19 protein-coding genes, 1 pseudogene and 1 riboswitch are annotated in these 21,040 nt (G+C 68.3%); of the genes and pseudogenes, 7 read left to right on the top strand and 13 right to left on the bottom strand.

Features of this window, described 5'->3' with window-relative positions:
- Nucleotides 1-55: 55 nt before the first annotated feature.
- A complete protein-coding gene (locus QMO76_RS31135) occupies nt 56-469 on the top strand; it encodes a hypothetical protein (RefSeq protein ID WP_306364932.1) in 414 nt (137 codons plus the stop codon).
- 132 nt (nt 470-601) lie between these two features.
- On the opposite strand, the gene gcvP is transcribed toward QMO76_RS31135, so the two are convergent.
- The 7 genes from gcvP to QMO76_RS31170 form a co-directional block, all read right to left on the bottom strand.
- On the bottom strand, nt 602-3,439 hold the full coding sequence (gene gcvP, locus QMO76_RS31140; protein ID WP_306364933.1) for an aminomethyl-transferring glycine dehydrogenase: 2,838 nt from the start codon (nt 3,437-3,439) through the stop codon (nt 602-604).
- A gap of 153 nt (nt 3,440-3,592) precedes the next feature.
- Nucleotides 3,593-3,685, bottom strand: a riboswitch (glycine riboswitch).
- 207 nt (nt 3,686-3,892) lie between these two features.
- Nucleotides 3,893-4,456: a MerR family transcriptional regulator gene (locus QMO76_RS31145; RefSeq protein WP_306364934.1), complete on the bottom strand. Its 564-nt coding sequence runs from the start codon at nt 4,454-4,456 to the stop codon at nt 3,893-3,895.
- A gap of 181 nt (nt 4,457-4,637) precedes the next feature.
- Entirely contained in the window at nt 4,638-5,111 is a 474-nt protein-coding gene (locus tag QMO76_RS31150; protein WP_306364935.1) for a bifunctional nuclease family protein, read from the bottom strand.
- Between the two features lie 306 nt (nt 5,112-5,417).
- Nucleotides 5,418-6,179, bottom strand: a complete 762-nt coding sequence (locus tag QMO76_RS31155; protein WP_306364936.1) for a MerR family transcriptional regulator — start codon at nt 6,177-6,179, stop codon at nt 5,418-5,420.
- A gap of 44 nt (nt 6,180-6,223) precedes the next feature.
- Nucleotides 6,224-6,688 (bottom strand): FHA domain-containing protein, encoded by a 465-nt coding sequence (locus QMO76_RS31160; RefSeq protein ID WP_029930637.1) that lies wholly within the window; start codon nt 6,686-6,688, stop codon nt 6,224-6,226.
- 190 nt (nt 6,689-6,878) lie between these two features.
- Nucleotides 6,879-7,277 (bottom strand): glycine cleavage system protein GcvH, encoded by a 399-nt coding sequence (gene gcvH, locus QMO76_RS31165; RefSeq protein WP_306364937.1) that lies wholly within the window; start codon nt 7,275-7,277, stop codon nt 6,879-6,881.
- Nucleotides 7,278-7,336: 59 nt separating this feature from the next.
- On the bottom strand, nt 7,337-7,948 hold the full coding sequence (locus tag QMO76_RS31170; RefSeq protein ID WP_306364938.1) for a CDP-alcohol phosphatidyltransferase family protein: 612 nt from the start codon (nt 7,946-7,948) through the stop codon (nt 7,337-7,339).
- 156 nt (nt 7,949-8,104) lie between these two features.
- On the opposite strand from QMO76_RS31170, the gene QMO76_RS31175 reads away from it, so the two are divergent.
- The 3 genes and pseudogenes from QMO76_RS31175 to QMO76_RS31185 all read left to right on the top strand — a co-directional run bounded on the left by QMO76_RS31175 (nt 8,105) and on the right by QMO76_RS31185 (nt 11,505).
- Nucleotides 8,105-9,799: a GMC oxidoreductase gene (locus tag QMO76_RS31175; protein WP_306364939.1), complete on the top strand. Its 1,695-nt coding sequence runs from the start codon at nt 8,105-8,107 to the stop codon at nt 9,797-9,799.
- A 147-nt stretch (nt 9,800-9,946) separates the two neighbouring features.
- Nucleotides 9,947-10,483 (top strand): annotated as a pseudogene (locus tag QMO76_RS31180) (DUF2252 family protein); the annotation flags it as partial.
- A gap of 134 nt (nt 10,484-10,617) precedes the next feature.
- On the top strand, nt 10,618-11,505 hold the full coding sequence (locus QMO76_RS31185; protein ID WP_306364940.1) for an NERD domain-containing protein: 888 nt from the start codon (nt 10,618-10,620) through the stop codon (nt 11,503-11,505).
- Here QMO76_RS31185 and QMO76_RS31190 read toward each other — a convergent pair.
- Both QMO76_RS31190 and QMO76_RS31195 read right to left on the bottom strand, forming a co-directional pair.
- Nucleotides 11,480-12,160, bottom strand: coding sequence for a phosphatase PAP2 family protein (locus tag QMO76_RS31190; RefSeq protein WP_306364941.1), 681 nt, complete (start codon nt 12,158-12,160; stop codon nt 11,480-11,482). The two genes, QMO76_RS31185 and QMO76_RS31190, sit on opposite strands and share 26 nt — an antisense overlap.
- A gap of 134 nt (nt 12,161-12,294) precedes the next feature.
- Nucleotides 12,295-14,223 (bottom strand): acyl-CoA dehydrogenase, encoded by a 1,929-nt coding sequence (locus QMO76_RS31195; protein ID WP_306364942.1) that lies wholly within the window; start codon nt 14,221-14,223, stop codon nt 12,295-12,297.
- Between the two features lie 68 nt (nt 14,224-14,291).
- Between QMO76_RS31195 and QMO76_RS31200 the strand changes: the two genes are divergently transcribed.
- Nucleotides 14,292-15,758, top strand: a complete 1,467-nt coding sequence (locus QMO76_RS31200) for a threonine/serine exporter ThrE family protein (RefSeq protein WP_306364943.1) — start codon at nt 14,292-14,294, stop codon at nt 15,756-15,758.
- 119 nt (nt 15,759-15,877) lie between these two features.
- Here QMO76_RS31200 and QMO76_RS31205 read toward each other — a convergent pair whose 3' ends face one another.
- Nucleotides 15,878-16,063, bottom strand: coding sequence for a hypothetical protein (locus tag QMO76_RS31205; protein ID WP_306364944.1), 186 nt, complete (start codon nt 16,061-16,063; stop codon nt 15,878-15,880).
- Nucleotides 16,064-16,243: 180 nt separating this feature from the next.
- Between QMO76_RS31205 and QMO76_RS31210 the strand changes: the two genes are divergently transcribed.
- Nucleotides 16,244-17,131 carry a helix-turn-helix transcriptional regulator gene (locus QMO76_RS31210; protein WP_306364945.1) on the top strand — a complete coding sequence of 296 codons (888 nt, stop codon included), beginning with the start codon at nt 16,244-16,246 and terminating at the stop codon, nt 17,129-17,131.
- Nucleotides 17,121-17,327, top strand: coding sequence for a DUF397 domain-containing protein (locus QMO76_RS31215; RefSeq protein ID WP_306364946.1), 207 nt, complete (start codon nt 17,121-17,123; stop codon nt 17,325-17,327). Before QMO76_RS31210 ends, QMO76_RS31215 begins: the two co-directional genes overlap by 11 nt.
- Nucleotides 17,328-17,391: 64 nt before the next feature.
- On the opposite strand, the gene QMO76_RS31220 is transcribed toward QMO76_RS31215, so the two are convergent.
- The 3 genes from QMO76_RS31220 to QMO76_RS31230 all read right to left on the bottom strand — a co-directional run bounded on the left by QMO76_RS31220 (nt 17,392) and on the right by QMO76_RS31230 (nt 20,991).
- Nucleotides 17,392-18,120 carry a TetR/AcrR family transcriptional regulator gene (locus QMO76_RS31220; RefSeq protein ID WP_306364947.1) on the bottom strand — a complete coding sequence of 243 codons (729 nt, stop codon included), beginning with the start codon at nt 18,118-18,120 and terminating at the stop codon, nt 17,392-17,394.
- Nucleotides 18,121-18,166: 46 nt separating this feature from the next.
- Nucleotides 18,167-19,393 carry a cytochrome P450 gene (locus QMO76_RS31225; RefSeq protein WP_306364948.1) on the bottom strand — a complete coding sequence of 409 codons (1,227 nt, stop codon included), beginning with the start codon at nt 19,391-19,393 and terminating at the stop codon, nt 18,167-18,169.
- 89 nt (nt 19,394-19,482) lie between these two features.
- A complete protein-coding gene (locus QMO76_RS31230) occupies nt 19,483-20,991 on the bottom strand; it encodes a sugar transferase (RefSeq protein WP_306364949.1) in 1,509 nt (502 codons plus the stop codon).
- Nucleotides 20,992-21,040: the final 49 nt, after the last annotated feature.

The following is a 21,040-nucleotide window of genomic DNA, read 5'->3' on the forward strand; positions in this document are numbered from 1 at the left end:
CCAACTCGTGGGAGATTGCGGAGAAACACCGGTCTCTCCATCGAAGGGGTTGATCATGGCGCATACGACGAGCACCGACAGTTCCCTGAAGCAGGGCTTCGCGGCGGGCACCTCCATCGCGGCCGCCGTCCTGCTGCTGGTGGTCGGCGTGCTCTCGATCCTCGAGGGCATCTCGGCCGCGGCATCCGACGATCTGGTGATCGTGGATGTCAACGACTACGTCTACAAGCTCAACACCACCGGGTGGGGGTGGATCCACATCATCCTCGGCGCGATCGTGGTCGTCGCCGCCATCGGCCTGATGGCGGGCACCGCCTGGGGCCGCGCCGCCGCCATGGTCCTGGCGGCGCTGTCGATCATCGCCAACTTCCTGTGGCTGCCCTACTACCCGATCTGGTCGATCGTCATCATCGCCCTGGACGTGGTGATCATCTGGGCCGTCGCGACCTGGCGGCCCGACACCGTCTGAACCGGGTCCGACGAACGACGCCCCACCGGTCCGCGCGACCGATGGGGCGTCGCCGTAAGTGTCACGCTGCGCCGGTGGGAACCGGCGGTGTGAGGCCGCGCCAAGGCCGCACGGGAACCTGCGCGCACGATCTCATTCGGCGTAGGCGTCGAGCGGCGGGCAGGAGCACACCAGATTGCGGTCGCCGTAGGCCCCGTCGATGCGCCGCACCGACGGCCACACCTTGGCGCGAGCGTGCTTCACCCCGCGCGGATACACCGCGGTCTCCCGGCTGTACGGGTGATCCCATTCACCGACAAGGCATTCCGCGGTGTGCGGCGCCCCGCGCAGCGGGTTGTCGTCGGCGGGCCAGACCCCGGCGGCCACCTGGTCGATCTCGGCCTTGATGGCGATCATGGCGTCGACGAAGGCGTCCAACTCCTCCAGGTTCTCGCTCTCGGTGGGCTCCACCATGAGGGTGCCCGCCACCGGGAAGCTCATGGTGGGTGCGTGGAATCCGTAGTCCGCGAGGCGTTTGGCCACATCGTCGACGGTGACGCCGGTGCGCTTGGTGATCTCGCGCAGATCGAGGATGCACTCGTGGGCGACCATGTCGTTCTCGCCGGTGTAGAGCACCGGGAAGTGGTCGTTCAGGCGCTGGGCGATGTAGTTGGCCGAGGCGATGGCGGTCAGGGTGGCGCGGCGCAGCCCGTCGGCCCCCATCATGCGGATATAGGCCCAGGTGATGGGAAGGATGGAGGCCGAACCGAATTCGGCCGCCGACACCGCGTGCGAATCCCGCTCCAGCGGATCGCCGGGCAGGTACTTCGCCAGATGCTCGCGCACCGCGACCGGGCCGACGCCGGGGCCGCCGCCGCCGTGCGGGATGCAGAAGGTCTTGTGCAGGTTCAGGTGGCTGACATCGCCGCCGAACTTACCCGGACGGGCAAGGCCGACAAGGGCGTTGAGGTTCGCGCCGTCCACGTAGACCTGACCGCCCGCCTCGTGCACCAGACCGCACAGCTCGGCCACCTCGTGCTCGTACACGCCGTGCGTGGACGGGTAGGTGATCATGATGCAGGCCAGCCGCTCGGCGTGGTCGGCGATCTTGGCGCGCAGATCGTCCAGGTCGACGTCGCCGTTCGCCCGGCACTTCACCACCTCCACGCGCATGCCGACCATGGCGGCCGAGGCGGCGTTGGTGCCGTGCGCGCTGGACGGGATGAGGCAGGTGTCGCGGTGGGTGTCACCGCGGTCCAGGTGGTAGCGGCGGATGGCGAGCAGGCCCGCGTACTCGCCCTGGCTACCGGCGTTGGGCTGCAACGAGACCCGGTCGTAGCCGGTGACCGCGGTCAGCCACCCCTCCAGGTCCGCGATGAGACGGCGCAGGCCCGGGGCGTCGTCGACGGGCGCGTACGGGTGCACGCGATTGAAGCCCGGCCAGGTGATGGACTCCATCTCCGCGGTGGCGTTGAGCTTCATGGTGCAGGAGCCGAGCGGAATCATGCTGCGGTCCAGCGCGATGTCCTTGTCCGAGAGCGCGCGCAGATAGCGCAGCATGGCGGTTTCGGTGTGGTACTTGGTGAACGCGGGGGCGGTGAGGAACTCCGAGGTGCGGTTCTCGATGTGCGGGCGCTGCGCGCCATGCGGCAGCGCACCCTCCGGGCCGACCGGGATCTCCGCGCCGAAGCAGTCGAGCACCGCCACCACGTGCGCGTCCGTGGTGGCCTCGTCGCAGGCGATGCCGACATGGTCGGCGTCCACCAGGCGCAGGTTGATGCCCGCGCCCTTGGCCTTGGCGACGACGGCTTCCGCACCGCCGGGCGCCTTCACCAGCACGGTGTCGAAGAAGCGCTGGTGCACGACGGCGTCGCCGAGCCCGGCGGCCAGCCACTGCGCGTGCCCGTGCACCCGGCGGGCGATGGCGCGCAGGCCGTCGGCGCCGTGGTAGGAGGCGTACATGGCGGCCACGATGGCCAGCAGCACCTGGGCGGTGCAGATATTGGAGGTGGCCTTCTCGCGGCGGATGTGCTGTTCGCGGGTCTGTAGCGCGAGCCGGTAGGCGAGGCCGCCGTCTGCGTCGACGGAGACGCCGACCAGCCGGCCCGGCAGCTGCCGGGCGTGAGCGGAGTGCACCGCCAGATATCCGGCGTGCGGGCCGCCGAAGCCCAGGGGCACGCCGAAGCGCTGGGTGGTGCCGAAACAGGCGTCCGCGCCCTGTTCCCCGGGCGGGGTGAGCAGCGTCAGGGCCAGCAGGTCCGCGCCGATGCCCACCAGCGCGCCGCGCTCGTGGGCGGCATCGACGAGCGGCTGCCAGTCCACGATGCGGCCCGATGCGCCCGGCAGCTGCGCCAGCACGCCGAAGAAGTCCCCCTCGGGCAGTTCGCCCGCGGCCAGATCGGCCTCCACGATCTCGATCCCGAGCGGTTCGGCGCGGGTGTACAGCACGGTCCGGGTCTGCGGGAACAGATCGCTGTCGATGAGCAGCCGCGTGGACTTGGACTTGCGGTTGGCGCGCTGCAACAGCGTCATGGCCTCGGCGGCGGCGGTGGCCTCGTCCAGCATGGAGGCGTTCGCCACCTCCATGCCGGTCAGATCCGACACCATGGTCTGGAAGTTGAGCAGCGCCTCCAGGCGGCCCTGCGAGATCTCCGGCTGGTAGGGCGTGTAGGCGGTGTACCAGGCCGGGTTCTCGAGCAGATTGCGCACCAGCACCGGCGGGGTGAGGGTGTCGTAGTAGCCGAGGCCGATCATGCTGGTGGCGACGGTGTTGGACGCGGCGAGCGCGGCCAGTTCGGCCAGCGCCTCATGCTCGCTCACCGCGGGCGGCAGGGCGGCCAGACCGTTGGCGGCCGGGGCGTCGAGGATGCTGGCGGGCACGGCCCGTTCGGCCAGCTCGTCCAGGGATCCGATGCCGATGGCGGACAGGATGCGGTCGGTTTCGCCGCGATCGGGTCCGATATGGCGGTCGGCGAAGGATCGGTTCTGCACGGCAGCTCCAAGGTTCGGGCGGGTCGACCGACGGTCGACAGTCGGGTGCCCTCCCCCTCTGTCGTGGAGCCTGAGAGATTCGGGTCCGCCGGGTGAGCGGTGCCCTTTCCCCATGGGCGGGTGGTCGCGGACCACCGCTTTCCAGAGGCGTCGAAACTCCGTACGGTCCCTGGTGCCTGAGAGATTGACGGGGAGGTGCTGCTCCTTCGGCGTCCGGTGGTCCCGGAGCTCTCCCGCACGGCGGCGACGCACCGCCCAGTGTAGCTGTGCTCGATTTGCCCCTCCGCTGCGCTCCGGGGCGGGTTCGCGGCGCTGGAGGTCTCGGTTCTTCCCTTCCTCCGCTCCCCCGCTTCGCTCCTCCGCTCCGGTCGGTCCAGAACCGAGACGCGCCGCGAACCGGCGCGTACACCCTCTGAGTGACGGGACGCGCCGGTCCGGCGGGGTTGCGCGGAGCTAACCGGTCTTGGTGTTGAGGCGGGCCTTGCGCCGGAAGGCGAGTTCGTCTTCCGGGCGGTCGGTGGCATTGCCCTCCTCGGCGCGTTCGGCCGGGAAATTGGCTATCGCACCGGTCAATTCGCGCATGGCGCCGCTGACCGCGATGCCGAACACACCCTGGCCGCCCTGGAGCAGGTCGACGACCTCCTCGGGGGAGGTGCACTCGTAGACGGTGGTGCCGTCGGAGAAGAGCGTGATACCCGCCAGATCCTCGACACCGCGGCTGCGCAGGTGGTCGACCGCGATGCGGATGTTCTGCAGCGAGATGCCCGCGTCGAGCAGTCGCTTCACGATCTTGAGGACCAGGATGTCCTTGAACGAGTACAGACGCTGGCTGCCGGATCCGGTGGCGGTGCGAATGGACGGCGCGACCAGTCCGGTGCGTGCCCAATAGTCGAGTTGGCGATAGGTGATTCCCGCCGCTTGGCACGCAGTGGGAACTCGGTAGCCAACCAGATCATCGGGCACCGTGTCATCGGGGAACAGCCCTGGCTGCACCACGTCTTGCGGTTGATCTCCCACTGACTACTCCCTCACTACCGTGGCCTATCAGGGCTCGTCATCAATACTGGAGCGAATGGCCTAACTATCGAGGCTACTCTCCCGATTGTCCCGGCAGTATCGGCACCGACCAAGCCTGCTCGACCGCGTGTTTCTCACCCTAAACCTGAGGTCGAGACACATTTCCGTAGCGAGCGGCCACTCAGCTGTCGGTCGCCTTGAAGTCGTCCGGCGAGACCGATTCGAGGAATTCCTTGAACTTCTCGACCTCGTCCTCGCGCTCGTCCGGCATGACCAGCCCGGCCTCCTCGAGGACCGCCTCCTCGGCATAGATCGGGCAGCCCACCCGCAGGGCGATGGCGACCGAGTCCGACGGCCGCGCGGAGATGCGCGGACCGTTCTCGAAGACCAGATCGGCGTAGAAGGTGCCCTCCTGCAGATCCACGATCCGGACCTCCTTCAAGGTGTGACCCAACTCCTTGATGAGGATCTTGATCAGATCGTGGGTCAGCGGGCGGATGGGCGTGACACCCTCCTGTTCGAGCACGATCGCCGTCGCCTCGGCCTGTCCGATCCAGATGGGTAGGTACCGGTCGCCCGATACCTCGCGGAGCAACAGCACGGGCTGGTTCTGTGGCTGCTCGACACGGATGCCGATCACACGCATTTCGCTCATGGCACGCCTCCCATAAACTCGCCCGGCTGCCGCCCTGCCGCTCGGTGCCGTATCACCGAGTCTAAAGCGCGTCGGCCAATTTCCTCCGACACCACCCTCCTCGGGTGTCCCCACACCGAATCGGTGCGGGTTCCTGCTTCGCCGAGTCCGGTTCCACCAGTCCCCGTTGGGAACTGGCCAGCGCCCGACTCTCCACAGGCATTGATGACCCGGCCACCTGCTGGGCGGTCCGGAACGCCATTGCTGACGTAAGAGCCACAATACGCGTCGGCACCGATACCCTGCCCGACACACAGAGCGATGATTTCAGCCTCCGAGGGAAGCGCGCACGGCGGTCTTCACCAGGCAGGTGTGCAGGGTCAGCGACAATGCCGCCAACTCTCGCACCGTCTCCTCCGCACGGGCGCGCGCGTCCTCGTCCCGACTCTTGGCGATCGGGGCCGCGATCTGGGCCACCAGCGCCGCCTCCCGATCCGCCGCCAGTTTGAAGGCGCGCAGATGCCGTGCCTCCAAACCGAATTCACTCAATGCCTGCGCGGTGCGGGCCAGCGTCACCGCGTCGGTATCGAAGAAACCGGCCGCGCCCGGGGTGATCAGTCCGGCGCGGATCAGCTCCTGGAGGAACTTCTCGTCGATACCGGCCTGGTCGATCAGGTCCGCCCGAGTAACCCGGATCTCGTGATCGAACCGGAGTTCCTCGGGCGACACCTCACCGGGCACGACACCGAGCCGCCGCAGGCGGCCCGGACCGTCGGTGGGCGCGGATCCGTTCACCGCGTCGCTTCCCCCGCCGCCCGCTCGGGCGCGGGCTTCCCGCACCCCGAGCGTGGCGGCTCCCTTGTCGATCGCCTCGAGCTGTTCCTTGATCACCTTCAGGGGCAGGTACTGGTCCCGCTGCGCGGTCAGCACGAACCGGAGCCGCTCGACGTCGTGTACCGCGAATCTGCGGTAACCCGACGGCGTGCGCTCCGGGCTGATCAGTCCCTCCGATTCCAGGAATCGGATCTTCGAGATGGTGATGTCCGGAAAGTCCGGACGCAGGAGATCCAGCACGGAGCCGATCGACATACCTCCGCGCGTCCACTGCGCTGCGCCTGTCATTCCGCTCGGTCCTATAGTGCGCCCGCGTCACTCGATTGCGGACGCGGGCCGGTCAGGAACACCAGCCGGAACTTGCCGATCTGCACCTCGTCGCCGTTCTGCAGCTCCGAGGAGTCCACCGGCTCCCGGTTCACATACGTGCCGTTCAAGCTGCCCACATCGACCACCTGGAAGGTGTCGTCGTCCTGCCGGAACTCCGCGTGGCGGCGGCTGACGGTGACATCGTCGAGAAAGATGTCGCTGTCGGGGTGGCGCCCCGCGGACGTGGTGGGCTGATCCAGCAGAAACCGCGAACCGGCGTTCGGGCCGCGCTTCACAACCAGCAGGGCCGCCCCCGCGGGCAGGCCCTCGACCCCTACCGGCTGCTCGCCGGTCTGCTCGGTGCGAGGTTCGACCTCGTTCAGGAAATCAGCGCGGAACACCGATGTGGTCTCGGCCGCGCTCTCCCCGTAAACCGGGTCTTTGTGCTCGCTCACCCTTGCTCTCCTCCTCGAACCGAATAATCCATGCAAGCAGTTGATGCCTTCAGCTACTCGGCCACCGGCCCGCTCTCGCCCTCGGACGGGTGAGGTGCGAATACTCCGAGCACCGGCTGCCGGATCATCTGTTGGCATTGACCGTACCCTGCCGGGGCGTGCCCGTGCAGGTAGAACTGTGAAGGCTCCTTCAGCCCCCGATAACTCCTTGATAACCCGCGGCATCCAGCAGCTCGCCGAGCACCGCGTCCACACCCTCGGCATCATCGAGCTCGAGCTCGAACATCCAGCCGTCGCCGTAGGGATCGGAATTGATCGTCTCGGGCGAGGACACCAGATCTTCGTTCACGGCAACGACTTTGGCGGCCAGCGGCGCGTAGATGTCGCTCACGCTCTTGGTCGACTCCACCTCCGCGATGCTGTCCCCGGCTGCCACATCCTTGTCCACCTCCGGCAGCTGCACGAATACGACGTCACCGAGCTGTGACTGCGCGTAGTCGGTGATGCCCACCCGCACCCGGGTCGGGCCGACCTTGGCCACCCATTCATGTTCCTCGGTGTAGCGCAGATCCTGGGGTAGGTCGGTCACAGGCGTCCTTTCAACAGATGTACTCCCGAGTTGTCGTTGTGTCGGCAACACCCTAGCCGCTACGGGGTGACCCGTGGCACGGCCGGTACGGCGCGGGCCACGGCAACCGCCTTGCCGACGTAGAGGATGCCTGTCCACACGTAGACCACCGTGCCCCAGACCAATAGTGCCCCGCCGAAGGCCGCCCCGAAACCCGCGGCCGCCCAGTCCATCTGACCGGCCAGCAGCCAGGGCAGCGCCGACATGAGCGCGAAGGTGGCGGCTTTGCCCAGGTAGATGACCTCGGGCGGGGGCAGGTCGCGGCGTTTGTACACCCCGAGCGTGACCATCAAGATCACATCGCGGCCGATGAGTATCGCCACCACCCACCACGGCAGGATGCCGCGAACCAGGAAGCCGCCCAGTGTGGCCAGCAGGTAGAGCCGGTCCACCAGCGGATCCAGCAGCGCACCCAGCCGCGAGGACTGGTCGAGCAGCCGCGCCAGCTTGCCGTCCAGGAAGTCGGTGACCCCGCTGACCACCAGCAGCGCGAACGCCCAGCCGTCGGCCTCCCGCACCAGCAGCAGCCACAGGAAGACCGGAACGCCGACCAGCCGGATGACGCTGAGCACGTTCGGCACGGTCAGAATGCGGTCGCCGAGTACCGATTCGGCGTTCCGTTCGGATGTCACAGGCCGTGCATACCTCAATCACGGTGTTATCGCCATCCGGGCACGCCGACCACCGGGCGTGGTTGGATCACAGTATGGTCGCTGCCATAGTCTTGTGATGAGAGAATGAGTTTAGATTCGTCTCATTTCCACTGGGTGCTGCGCGAGAGGAAGAGCATGCCCGACTTCGACTACGACGTCGTCGTGATCGGTTCCGGATTCGGCGGCAGCGTGAGTGCGCTGCGGCTGACCGAGAAGGGATACCGGGTGGCGGTGCTGGAATCCGGCCGCCGCTGGACCCCGGAGAACCTGCCCGATACGAACTGGAATGTGCGTAAATCCATCTGGGCGCCGCGGCTGGGGATGACCGGAACCCAGCGCATCAGCGTGCTCGGCAAGTGCGCGGTGTTCTCCGCCTCGGGGGTGGGCGGCGGCTCGCTGATCTACGGCAACACGCTCTACGAGCCACTGCCGGACTTCTACGCCGACCGGCAGTGGGCGCACATCACCGACTGGCGAGCCGAGCTCGCGCCCTACTACGACCAGGCGCAGCGCATGCTCGGGGTGGAGCCGAATCCGCGCATGACCCCCGCCGACGACGTGATCCGTTCCGTGGCCGAGGATCTCGGGGTCGCCGACACCTTCCACCCCACCCGGGTGGGCGTGTTCTTCAACGAGGAGAATCCGGGCGCGGAGGTGGACGACCCGTACTTCGGCGGTGTCGGACCGCGCCGCAGCGGCTGTGTGCACTGCGCGCGCTGTTTCACCGGCTGCCCGCACAATGCCAAGAACACCACCGTGAAGAACTACCTCTACCTGGCCGAACAGGCGGGGGCGCACGTCTTCGAACTCACCACCGCCACCAAGGTGCGGCCCATGGCGGGCGGCGGGTACGCCATCGAGACCCAGCGCTCCGACCGCTGGATCCGCAAGGGGCGCAAGGTCTTCACCGCCGAACAGGTGGTGTTCGCGGCGGCGGCGCTCGGCACCCAGAAGCTGCTGCACCAGATGCGCGACGAAGGGGTGCTGCCCCGGCTGTCGCCGCGGCTGGGTGAGCTGACCCGGTCCAATTCCGAGGCAATTCTCAATGTGGTGAGCCGCTCGCGCGACGACTTCGCCCAGGGCATCGCCATCACCTCGTCCATCCATCCCGAGCCCAACACCCATATCGAGGTGTGCCACTACGGCAAGGGGCAGAACGGGCTGTTCCCGCTGTCGGTGCCCATCGTGGACGGCGGGGCCTTCCGCTTCCTGCGCTTCCTGCTGGCCGTCCTGCTGCACCCGATCGTCTTCGCCCGCAGCCTCAATGCCCACCGGGCGTCGGAGAAGTCGGTGATCCTGCTGGTCATGCAGTCGCTGGACAATTCGCTGACCTCCTTCCGCAAATGGGGACAGCTCAAGACCCGCCAGGGCACCGGGCAGCCCAATCCGACCTGGATACCGCTGGCCCACGACGTGGGCCGCCGCTTCGGCGAGAAGGTCGACGGCGACGTGCACTCGCTGATCATGGACGTGTTCAACATCCCGGCGACCGCCCACTACATCGGCGGCTGCGTCATCGGCACCGATCCGGACACCGGCGTGGTCGACCCGTATCAGCGCGTGTTCGGGCATCCGGGTCTGCACATCGCCGACGGTTCGGCGGTGACCGCGAATCTGGGCGTCAACCCCTCGCTCACCATCACCGCGCAGGCGGAGCGGGCCATGGCGTTCTGGCCCAACCGCGGCGAACCCGATCCGCGGCCGGAACTGGGACAGCCGTACCGGCGCATCGCCCCGGTCGCGCCCCGGCGTCCGACGGTGCCGGATACCGCGCCCGGCGCGCTGCGGCTGCCGATCTTCCCGACCGATACGCCGGTCTCCAGGCACTGAGGCCCCGCGCCACGCGGCCACCCCGGCGGCAGGTATCACCGGGGTGGCGTCGGCAACGCGGCCCGGCATCCCGGGGTCGCGCCGACACCGCGGCGCACGGATATCCCGGGGTTCGTCCGCGGCGCGTCCCCCGGGCGGCCGGGATGACGCGGTGCCGAGCCACGGGTAGGTTGGCATCTCGTGTGCGCCAACATGATCGGCTTCCGCTCCCCCGTCGCACCCGACGAGGTGCTGGTGCTCCAGCTCGAGCACGCCGCGCCCGCGGCGCTCGCGCCGTATCTGCCCGCCGTCCCGGCGCGCCACGAGGGTGAACGAATCGTGCAGGGGGCCAGGGCGGTTCAGGCCGAGACCGATATCCTGCTGGGCTGGACCACGCTCATGCTGGACGGCCGCGAACTGCCGTTCGTCGTGCGGCAGTTCCGAAATCTCGAGGGCGGTATCGACCGGTCGGCGCTGGAACCGGATCATCTCGACGACTACGGCCGTCTGGCCGGGGCGCTGCTGGCCCGCGCGCATTCGCGCTCGGTCGATCCGCGGCTGCTGGCGGGCTGTCTCGCGGACGGGGAGGAGTTCGATGACGCGGCGGCCGCCTTCGCGGTGCGGTACGCGGACCGGACCGAGGCCGATCACGCCGAATCGGCGGCCGCGGTGCGGACCGGCCGGATCGCCGCGGAGACCTCCTGACACCCGTTCCGACACCGTCTGACCTGCCGCTCGGCGACACACGGCCACGGCAAAATCCGTCCGGGAGGGTCCGCCCCTCCGTACCATTTCGACTATCGATCGACGAGAAGGGTGCGAAGCCGATGCTCGTTCGAGTGCAGAACACCGCCGGCACCCATGCCGAGAAGGTGCTGATCGACTGGTTGCGCACCTGGAAGGGCCGCGACGATCCGCACGGCGTTGCCACCGTGAATTGCAGCCTCTTCCACGGGGATCGGCTCTATCCCTTCGACGCGGTGGTGTGGACGCCGACCAGCTGCGTGGTGATCGAGGCCGAGGCGCTGGTGGAGCGACTGGAGGGTGAGCTGGAGGTGCCGCTGAGCGGTCCCTGGCGCGGCGCCGACAAGATCATCAACTTCGAGGGCGGCGATCGCCGCACCCCGCTGGACAAATCGCGCGATCACACCTTCGCCCTGCAGAACTGGTTCGCCGAACGCGGGCTGGGACAGCGCGTGGTGCACGGGGCGGTGCTGGTGGTGCCGCCGCCCGGTTCCAAGGTGCGGGTGCGGCAGCTGTGGAACGATCCCAGTTTCGAGGTGCTGCTCGGCGACGATCAGGCACGGTTGCGCGAATACTTCGACTCGATCGCCTCGCGCGGCCGCCCGCAGTGGTCGGCCAACGACGTGGCGTGGGCGTTCCGCGGGCTCGGCATCCTGCCGTATCTGCCCGCCCCGCAGGATCTGCTGAACGAGGGCTTCCTCGGCCCGGTGGACGTCACGCTGTGGCACGGCGGTCCGCAGCAGGCGCAGGCCGAGGCCTACGCCGAGGAGCAGGCCCGGTTGGAGCGCGAGGCCGAGCAGCCGCACCGCCGGATCATGTCGGTGCCCGCGCCGTGGTACAGCCCGTGGAAGCTGTATCCGCGCCGGTCCGGCGAACTCGATGTCGGCGGCGGCGTCATGCGGGTGCTGCTGACCATCGGCATGGCGGTGGCGGTGCTGTGGGTGATCTGGTTCGTGCTCACGGCGCTGCTGACCTACGGCTGACGGCCGGGTCGCCGGGCTCGCGTGGCGCACCGGAGCCCGCGCGCACCGGCATGCGGCGCACCGGGATGTAGAGGACAGCCACCAGCGCGACGGCCGCGGCGGCACCGCCGACCACATCGGTGGCGTAGTGGTACCCGAGTCCGACCATGCCGACCGTCACCCCGGCCAGCACCACCGCGGTGACCCCCACCGCCGCGATGCGGAGGCCGCGGTGCTCGGCGGCGAGTGCGATCGCCGTGACCGCGGCGACCAGATGCACGGTATGCCCGCTGGGATAGGCGAGATAGTCGTGCAGCGGCCTGTCCCACAGCGGTTTCAGCACCCAGGTGTTCAGGACGACCGCGAATTCCGGTGCGAGCAGCACGAATCCGGCCCGCCACCACAACCGCCGTCGCGCGAACCACAGCGCCGCCGCGACCATGAGCGAGAGCACCGCGGCGGCGGTGCCGGGAAATGCCAGCGCCTCGTACAGGGCGGCCCGGCCGGGCAGCCGCTCCGACAGCCAGCTGTCAAGACCGGTCGGCCCCTTTCCGGCGGGGAAGGTCAGCGGCACGGCCACGGCGAACAGCGCCGCGCCCAGCGTCAGCAGGGACAGCGCCGCCCCGCCCGCCGTGGGAACGACGGGCGCGGCGGCGGGTCGAGACTCAGCGGACACGAAGCGGCACCCTAGCGCCGGTACTCGCGGCCACGAGATCGGCCCGGCCGCGTTCGGCGCGACCGGTGCACCCGCGGCGCGCGATCCGTCCTCGGCGCGGGAACCGACCGCAGCGCGTGCACCGCGATCCGGCCCTAGGGCGACACCGCCGCTGGATCGGTCAGCATGGCGGCGCGCAGCATGTACTCCGGCACGCCGAGGCCGCCCACCAGGGTGGCCGCGTGCGGCCGCAACCGGTCGACCAGTTCGTTCACCCCGCGGCGCACCGCCTTGGCCCGCTCCACCGACATGAAGCGGTGCATGATGTACCACGCCTGGTTCTCCTCCAGCACGGTGTACACGAACAGATCGCACACCGTTTCGGCCAGCGCTCGGGCGTCCTCGTCCTCGATGGCGGCGATGCCCTCGATGAACGCCTCCAGCACGATGCGGTCGATATGCGCGGTGCCCGCCGACAGAATGTGGTCCTGGGCGTTGTTGAACGCCTCGAACGGTCCGGTCTCCTCCGCACGGGCGCGCAGCCGATGGGCGGCCGTGCGGGTCAGGTAGTCCTCGCGATCGGCGAACAGCTGCAGCTGGACGTCGCGGCGGGCCAGATCGCCGTCGTCGACGCCCTGGTCGGAGCGGTCGCGCAGGCGCTGGATGAGCTGGCGCACGCCGGTCACATCGCGTACCACATCGCGGGTCATGGTGGCGGCGAAGCGAACCCAGCCCAGCGCGTCGAGATCGCGCACCTCGTCGGAGTAAGCGGTGAGCAACTCCTTGGCCACCAGTTGGGTGAGCACCACGTTGTCACCTTCGAAGGTGGTGAACACGTCGGTGTCGGCCTTGAGAGTGACCAGTCGGTTCTCGGTCAGGTAGCCCGCGCCGCCGCACGCCTCGCGGCACTCCTGGATGGCGCGGGTGGCGTGCCGGGTCTGCGCGACCTTGAGTCCGGCCGCGCGCTTCTCCAGTGCGCGCTGCGCCCCCGGATCGACATCCTGGCCGGTCTGCACCAGGTGCATGCGGCGCACCAGATCGTTCTGCGCGAAGGCCAGCGCGTAGGACCGCGCCACCAGCGGCAGCAGGCGGCGCTGATGGCTGCGGTAATCCAGCAGCAGGGTCTCCTCGCCGGTATCCGGATCGTCGAACTGGCGACGCCGTTCGGCGTAGCGCACCGCGATGCTCAACGCCACCCGCGCACCGGCCGCCGCCGCGCCGCCCACACTCACCCGGCCGCGCACCAGCGTGCCCAGGGTGGTGAAGAAGCGACGGCTCGGATTCTCGATCTCGGAGTGGTAGCTGCCGTCCGGCTCGACGTCGGCATACCGGTTGAGCAGGTTCTCGCGCGGAATCCGGACCTGGTCGAACATGATCCGGCCGTTGTCGACACCGGGCAGGCCGCCCTTGAGGCCGCAGTCGGAGGTGGTGACGCCGGGCAGGTCGTTGCCCTGCTCATCGCGGATCGGCACCAGGAAGCAGTGCACGCCCCGGCCCTCGCCGCCGGTGATCAGCTGCGCGAACACCGCCGCCATGCGGGCGTGTTCGGCGGCGCCGCCGATGTAGTCCTTGCGGGCGGCGGGCGTCGGGCTGTGCACCACGAACTCCCGCGTCGCCGGATCGTAGGTGGCGGTGGTGAGCAGATTGGCCACATCGCTGCCGTGACCGGTTTCGGTCATGGCGAAACAGCCGAGCAGGTCCAGGGTGATGAGCTGTTCGACATAGGGCTTGTGCCGCTCGGTGCCCAGATTCTCCACCGCGCCGCCGAAAAGCCCCCACTGCACACCGCATTTCACCCACAGCGACAGGTCGGTGTAGGCCAGCATCTCCAGGGCCGTGACCGCCCCGCCGGGATCGTTGCCGCCGCCGTGGTCGAGCCGGAAGCCCTTCTCGGCCCAGCCGAAGGTCGAGACCAGGCGCATCTGGTCCAGCACCCGGGCGCGGGCGGCTCCCGTGTCGAGGGAGGGATCGCCGTAGAGCCGATCGTCGTCGAGGTGTTCGCGTGCCTTCTCGCGGATCTCTCGCCAGGGGCCGTCCAGGGCCGCGCGTAGTTCGTCCACTGTCCGATCGTCGTCGGTCGCCATGTTCGCCACCCTACTGTGGCGGTTACGCTCGACTGGGTGATCTACCGCACCGTGTACTTTCCTCCATCATGAGCAACGATCTGGCAACCAAGGCGGAGGACGCTCCCGTGCGCACCGGCTGGTGGCAGCGCCGGTTCGCGCGGACGATCGACCGCCTGCTCGCCGACCGGATCGCCACCGTCGACGCCGTGGTCGAGGCGCCCTCGCCGCTGCAACCGATCGATCTCACCGACGACGCCAGCGTCACCGAGGTGCTCGACCTGGCCGAGCGCGTCGGCGAGGTCGTGCTCGCCGCGGGCACCTCCGTCATGGACACCACGACGCAGGTCGAGTTCATCGCCGCCACCTACGGCCTGGCACAGATCGATGTGGACGTCACATACAACTCCATCCGCATCTCCGTCGATCGCGGGCCGAAACTGCCGCCCGCCAGCACCATGCGGGTGGTGCACTACCGGTCGTTGGACTTCACCCGGCTCGCGGCCGTGGACCGGCTGACCCGGCGCATCCGCCGGGAATTGGTGCCGCCCCACGAGGCCCTGGCCGCACTGGAGACCATCACCACCGCGCCGCACCCCTACCAGCGGTGGGTCGCCACCTTCGGCTGGGCGCTCATGGCGGCGGCGATCGGCCTGCTGCTGGGCGGCAGCTGGCTGGTCTGCGTGCTGAGCTTCGCCGCCACCGCCGCCATCGACCGCACCAACCGGATCCTCAACCGCAAGGGTCTGCCCTTCTTCTTCCAGCACATGGTGGGCGGCTTCATCGCGACGATTCCCGCGATAGCCATCGCCACCTACGCCGGTCATTTGCGGATGGATCCGTCGCTCATCATCGCCGCGGGGATCGCGGTGCTGCTGGCCGGTCTCCAGTTGGTCGGCTCGGTCGAGGACGCGATCACCGGCGCGCCCATCACCGCGGCGGCCCGCATGCTCGAGGTCATCATGATGACCTGCGGCATCATCGGCGGCATCGTGCTGGCGCTGCGGCTGGCCGAAATGGTGGGGGCTACCGTTCCGGCGATCGACACCACCACCACTCGCGATATCACCAACTGGCCGCTCAAGCTGGCGGCGGGCGCGATCGCCGCCGTGGCGTTCTCGCTGGCGTGCTACGCCGAACGCCGGGCGCTCACCGCGGCCGCCTTCAGTGGTGCCGCCGCGACCATCTGCTTCCTCATCGTCCAGAACGCGGGTTTCGGGCCGATCATCTCGTCGGGGGCCGCGGCCACCGTGGTGGGCCTGGCCGGTGGCCTGGTCGCCCGCCGAGCCCTGACCCCACCCCTGGTCGTCGCGGTAGCCGGCATCACACCACTGTTGCCGGGCATGAAGGTCTACCGCGGCCTGCACTCGCTGCTCAACGATCAGCACCTGTTCGGCCTGAACCAGTTGTTCACCGCCTTCGCGGTGGGCGGCGCCCTCGCGGCCGGTGTCACCCTCGGTGAATGGTTCGCCCGTTCGCTGCGGCAACCGCGAATCCTGCAGCGTTTCGGCACCATTCGCCGCCCGCGCATCCGGCCGCGACATCCGGCGACCTGACGCGGAAAACCCCCGGAGCCGTACGACCGATCCGACGACGGGATCGTGCTCCGGGGGTGTTTCCTTGCCCACCCGGCCTTGTCACATCGACCGCGGCCGGAGTGGGAGGTTCGGGCGGATCAGGCGGGCGTGGACGGCGCACCCGCCGGTATCAGGTGTTTCGCCTCCACCAAACGGGACTTGGCCTGGCGTTTGACCGGGCAGGCCAGGCTGGGGCAGTCGATATGGGTCTGCATGACGAGGTGGGCGTAACGCACGGTCATGACGGGCACGGCGCTGTGGTCGGTCGGCGGAATGCCGTACATCCTTGTCGCCCCTTCCCTTTCGTGTCTGACGGGTTGCCGGTCCGTGGGCACACTTCCAGTAGACACCCCGGTGCCGCGTGCTGGAAGATTTCGGTGTCGGACATTGGCGAAGACTTGCGCGGTCTTCCAATCCCGCTTCGAAAATCATTCCAAAATCGCATACCCTCATGAGGTTCGCTAATGACCGAAGGCGGTTCCGGCTCCACAGTTCCCCGCCGCATGCTGGGCCGACAGCTGCGCCGGTTGCGCGAGGACGCGGGGGTCTCGGTGGCCGCGGCCTGCCGCACGATCGAGGTGTCCGCGCAGACGATGTGGCGGCTCGAGGGCGGACAGTCCGTGAAGCTCAAGGACATCTACATCCGGGCCCTGTGCGTGCTCTACGGGGCCTCCGACGACGACACGGCGGCGTTGCTGGGACTCGTAGCGGAAACCAAGCGAACCGGATGGTGGCATTCCTACGGTGACGCCGTGCCCGGCCACTTCGACCTGTACATGGGCCTGGAGGAAGCGGCCAAGCGCCTCACCATGTTTCAGCTCACTCTGCTGCCCGGCATGGTGCAGACCGCCGACTACCGGCGCGCCATGGTGTGGACCGTCCATCCGCAGATGCCGACGGCGGAGGTGGAGCGACGCGTCGAGCTCATGACCAAACGACAACAGCGCCTGCACGATTCGGGGTTCGAGCTGAACGTGCTGCTGTCGGAGTCCGCGCTGCACCATCAGGTGGGCGGCCCGGGGGTCATGGCCGACCAGCTCGCGCACTTGCTGGAGATTGGCAGGCGTCGAAACGTATCGATTCGGGTAATCCCCTACCGCGTCGACAGCTGGATCGGGCTACAAGTGGGCCACTTCGTATTCCTGGAGTTCCCACTGCATCGGGAGACCAAGTGGACCGAACCCCCGGTTGTCTACGTGGAGGGATACACCGGCGCTCTATACCTGGACCGCGACAACGAGATTCAGCAGTACAGAGCGGCTGTTGCAGAGATACGACGCGTCGCGTTGGATGAGAGCGACACCAGAGATCTGGTAACCCACATAGCAAGGAGCAAGCAGCGTGAGCAATGACCTGTCCGCAGCACGGTGGTTCAAGAGTTCCCGCTCAGCGAACCAGGAAGCATGCGTCGAAACCGCACACCTGGCAAACGGCGCGGTCGGCGTCCGAGACTCCAAAGACCCGGCCGGCCCCGCCCTGACCTTCGCCCCGATCGCCTGGGATGCCTTCGTCACCGGCGTCCGTTCCGGCGAATTCGACCGTCCGTAACCCCGTCGCGAGAGGTACTCGGAAATCGCTTGCCCCGGGTACCTCTCCTCCCCGTTCGGTGGCCCTACCCGTTCAGCAGGCCGATGCTGCGGCCGATATCGGCGAGGGTGGCATCGAAGAGCACGTCCGGGTGGGTGACGTGGATGGGGTAGTTGCCGAAGGCTTCCAGGGTGACGTGGCCGTACAGGCGGGCCCAGAACTGGATCATCACGTAGCTGACCCCGAGGTCGAGCTTCTCGGCGGGGAACTTCTGGCCCGATTCGGCGAGTACGGCGAGCAGATCGGTCTGGAAGCGGATCAGATCCTCGCGCAGTTCGGCCGGAATGGCCTCGAGGGGCGGGGTGACCACCTCGTAGTCGGCGAGCAGGCGACCCGCCGCCTCCAGAAACAGACGACCGACCGGTTCGCCGAATTGCCGCATGGCACTGGGCGCCCCGGCTCCGGCGGGCGAGGCGAAGACCAGCGTGAACTCCCGCGGATGGGTGAGGGCCCACCGGCGGAATCCGCGGCAGACGCCGAAGAACCGGACCATGGCGTCGTCGGGTTGCCCCTCCAGCGCCCCGGCGATATCGCGGGCCAGATCGGCGCACACGTCCACCCGCACCGCCGTGATCAGATCGTCGCGGCTCTCGTAGTAGCGGTAGAGCGCGGGAGCCGTGATGCCCAGCTCCCGCGCGATCGCCCGCAGGGTCACCGCGTCCGGGCCCTGATCGACCAGCAGCGACCGTGCGACGCGGCGGATGTCGGCGTCGCTGACCGCGGGCACCCGGCCGCGTCGTCGCGTGTCGGTCATGCTGTCTCCCAATCGAACCGGGTGGCCGGGTGCGCGGTCCGACCGCTCACTCGTAGGCGACCTGCCAGCTCTTGATGCCGTTGAGCCAGCCCGAGCGCAGGCGGACCGGCTCGGAGATCTGGCGCAGGTTCGGCATCACATCGGCGATGGCGTTGAACATGAGGTCGATCTCCAACCGGGCCAGGTTGGCACCTACACAGTAATGCGTCCCGGTGCCGCCGAAACCGACATGCGGGTTGTTCTTGCGCAGCACGTCGAACCGGAAGGGGTCGTCGAAATGGTCCTCGTCGAAGTTGGCGGCGGAGTAGAACAGTCCGACGCGCTGGCCCTTCTCGATCTCGATACCGCTCAGCACGGTGTCCTCCAGGGCGGTGCGCTGGAAGGACACCACCGGGGTGGCCCAGCGCACGATCTCGTCGGGCGCGGTGCGCGGCCGCTGTTCCCGATAGATCTCCCACTGGTCCGGATGGTCGACGAACGCCTTCATGCCGTGGGTGATGGCATTGCGGGTGGTCTCGTTGCCCGCGACCGCGAGCAGGATGACGAACCAGGCGAATTCGTCGGAGGCCAGCGACTCACCCTCGACATCGGCCTGCAGCAGCGTGGTCACGATGTCGTCCATCGGACATTTCTTCTTCTCCTCGGCCAGGTTCCACGCGTAACCCATGACCTCGGCGGTGGCCATCTTGTGATCGCCCTCGAAGTCGGGATCGTCGTAGGAGATCATCTGGTTGGTCCACTGGAAGATCTTGCCGCGGTCCTCCTGCGGCACGCCGATGAGTTCGGCGATGGCCTGCAGCGGGAGTTCACAGGCGACCTGCTCGACGAAATCACCGCCGCCGGTCTTCTTGGCCTCGTGCACGATGCGCTCGGCGCGCTCGCGCAGGGCGGCGCGCAGCGATTCCACCGCGCGCGGGGTGAAGCCCTTGGAGATGATCCGGCGCAGCTTGGTGTGGCGCGGCGGATCCTGGTTCAGCAGCAGATGCCGCTGGATCTCGATCTCGTCGCGGGTGATGTCGGAGTTGAAGCGGATGACGGCGGTGTTCTCCTCCGAGGAGAAGATGTCGGAGCGCTTCGAGATCTCCTTGATGTCGTCGAGCTTGGTGACCACCCAGTAGCCACCGGTGTCGAACCCGCTGACACCGTCGGGCTGCGGGTTCCACCAGATGGGCGCGGTCTTGCGGAGTTCGGCGAACTCCTCGATGGGCAGTCGCCGGGCGAACAGCTCGGGGTCGGTGAAATCGAAGCCTGCGGGGATGGACGGCGCGGACACGGAACCTCCTCTGGAACACGTTCCCAAGGAGTGAACCACACCACACCCGATTTGTGAACAGGTATTAGTAAATGCCGTTCACCGAATCCTCAGTACGCGCCCTCTCCCCTGGTCACCGCGCCGATCGTCTTGGCGACCAGCAGCAGATCCAGCAGCATGGACCAGTTCTCGACATAGGAGAGGTCGAGCCGCATGGCGTCCTCGGGGGCCAGATCGGACCGGCCGCTGACCTGCCACAGGCCGGTGACCCCCGGCTTGACCAGCAACCGTCGCCGCATGACCCCGTCGTAGGAGTCCACCTCCCGCCGCACCTGCGGGCGCGGCCCCACGATGCTCATCTCACCGCTGAGCACATTGAAGAACTGCGGCAGTTCGTCGAGGGAGTACTTGCGGATGATCCGCCCGACGGGCGTGACCCGAGGGTCGTCGCGCATCTTGAAGAACACCGGATTGCCGCCGCGCGATGCGATGAGCGCATGGATGTGCGCGTCGGCGTCGACGTACATGCTGCGGAACTTGATCATCCGAAACGGCCGCCCGTCCCGCCCGATCCGCTCGGACAGGTAGAACACCGGCCCGCGGCTGCCCACCTTGACGGCCACCGCGATCGCCACCAGCACCGGGGCGATGAGCACCACGGCCACCAGCGCGAAGCAGAAGTCGAAGACCGCTTTGCGAATCGATTTGGCGCGGTCGTAGCGCGGCTTCTCCACGTGCAGCATGGGCATGTCGGCGACCAGCCGGTGGGTGAGCCGGGTGCCCGCCATATCCACCAGGCCGGGTGTGACGATCAGCTCCACGCCCAGCGGATCCAGCTCCCAGGCCATGCGACGGAAGTCGGCGGGGCCGAGTTTGTCGGTGGCGGTGACGGCGACGGTGTCCGCGCCGGTGCGCTGCACCGCGTCCAGCACCGACCGGTCGTCACCGACGACCGGTATGTCCAACTCGCCGACTTCCAATGCGGGATCGGGCAATTCGCCCTCGTACGGCGTGCAGACGCCGATCACGTTGTAGCCCGAGCTGGCATCGCGGGAGAAGGCGGTCACCATGGCCCGCGCCGCGTCCCGGCTGCCGACCACGAGCACACCGATCCGGTACCCGCCGCGGGCGCGCCGACCGGCCACCCAGCGCCGCCACAGCCGCCGTTGCAGCATCAGCCCGAGCACCCCGAGCGGCAGCGCGATGGCGAGATAGCCGCGCGCGATATCCACGCGCAGCACCAGCGATGCGATGGCGACGGCCCCGAACAGCCGCAGCGTCGCCGAGATCAGCCGCCGGTATTCCTCTGTGCCGGAACCGATTACGCGCGGCGAACGGGCTCCGCTCAAACCCAGCGCGGCATACCACGCCAAGGCGAGCACCACCGACACCACGGTGTAGCGAACCTCGAGCGGCAGCGTGGCGGCGAGCGGTGGATCGGCGGGCCCGCCGAACCGAATCACCTGAGCCACACCGACGGCCAGGCATACGCATAGCAAATCGGTGAATCGCAGTCTGCGGACATAGTCGTCCTGCCACCGCTCTCTGTCCGAGCGTGGCAGGGGCCGCGGCGGCCGGGCCGTACGCAGCGCACGCCCGGCGGAAACCTCGAAACTCATGAAACGAACGCACCTCCCCCACGGGAGAACTCGGTCCCGATCCCCACTG

Origin of the sequence: Nocardia sp. CC227C, assembly GCF_030767025.1 — a bacterium.
Lineage (GTDB): Bacteria > Actinomycetota > Actinomycetes > Mycobacteriales > Mycobacteriaceae > Nocardia.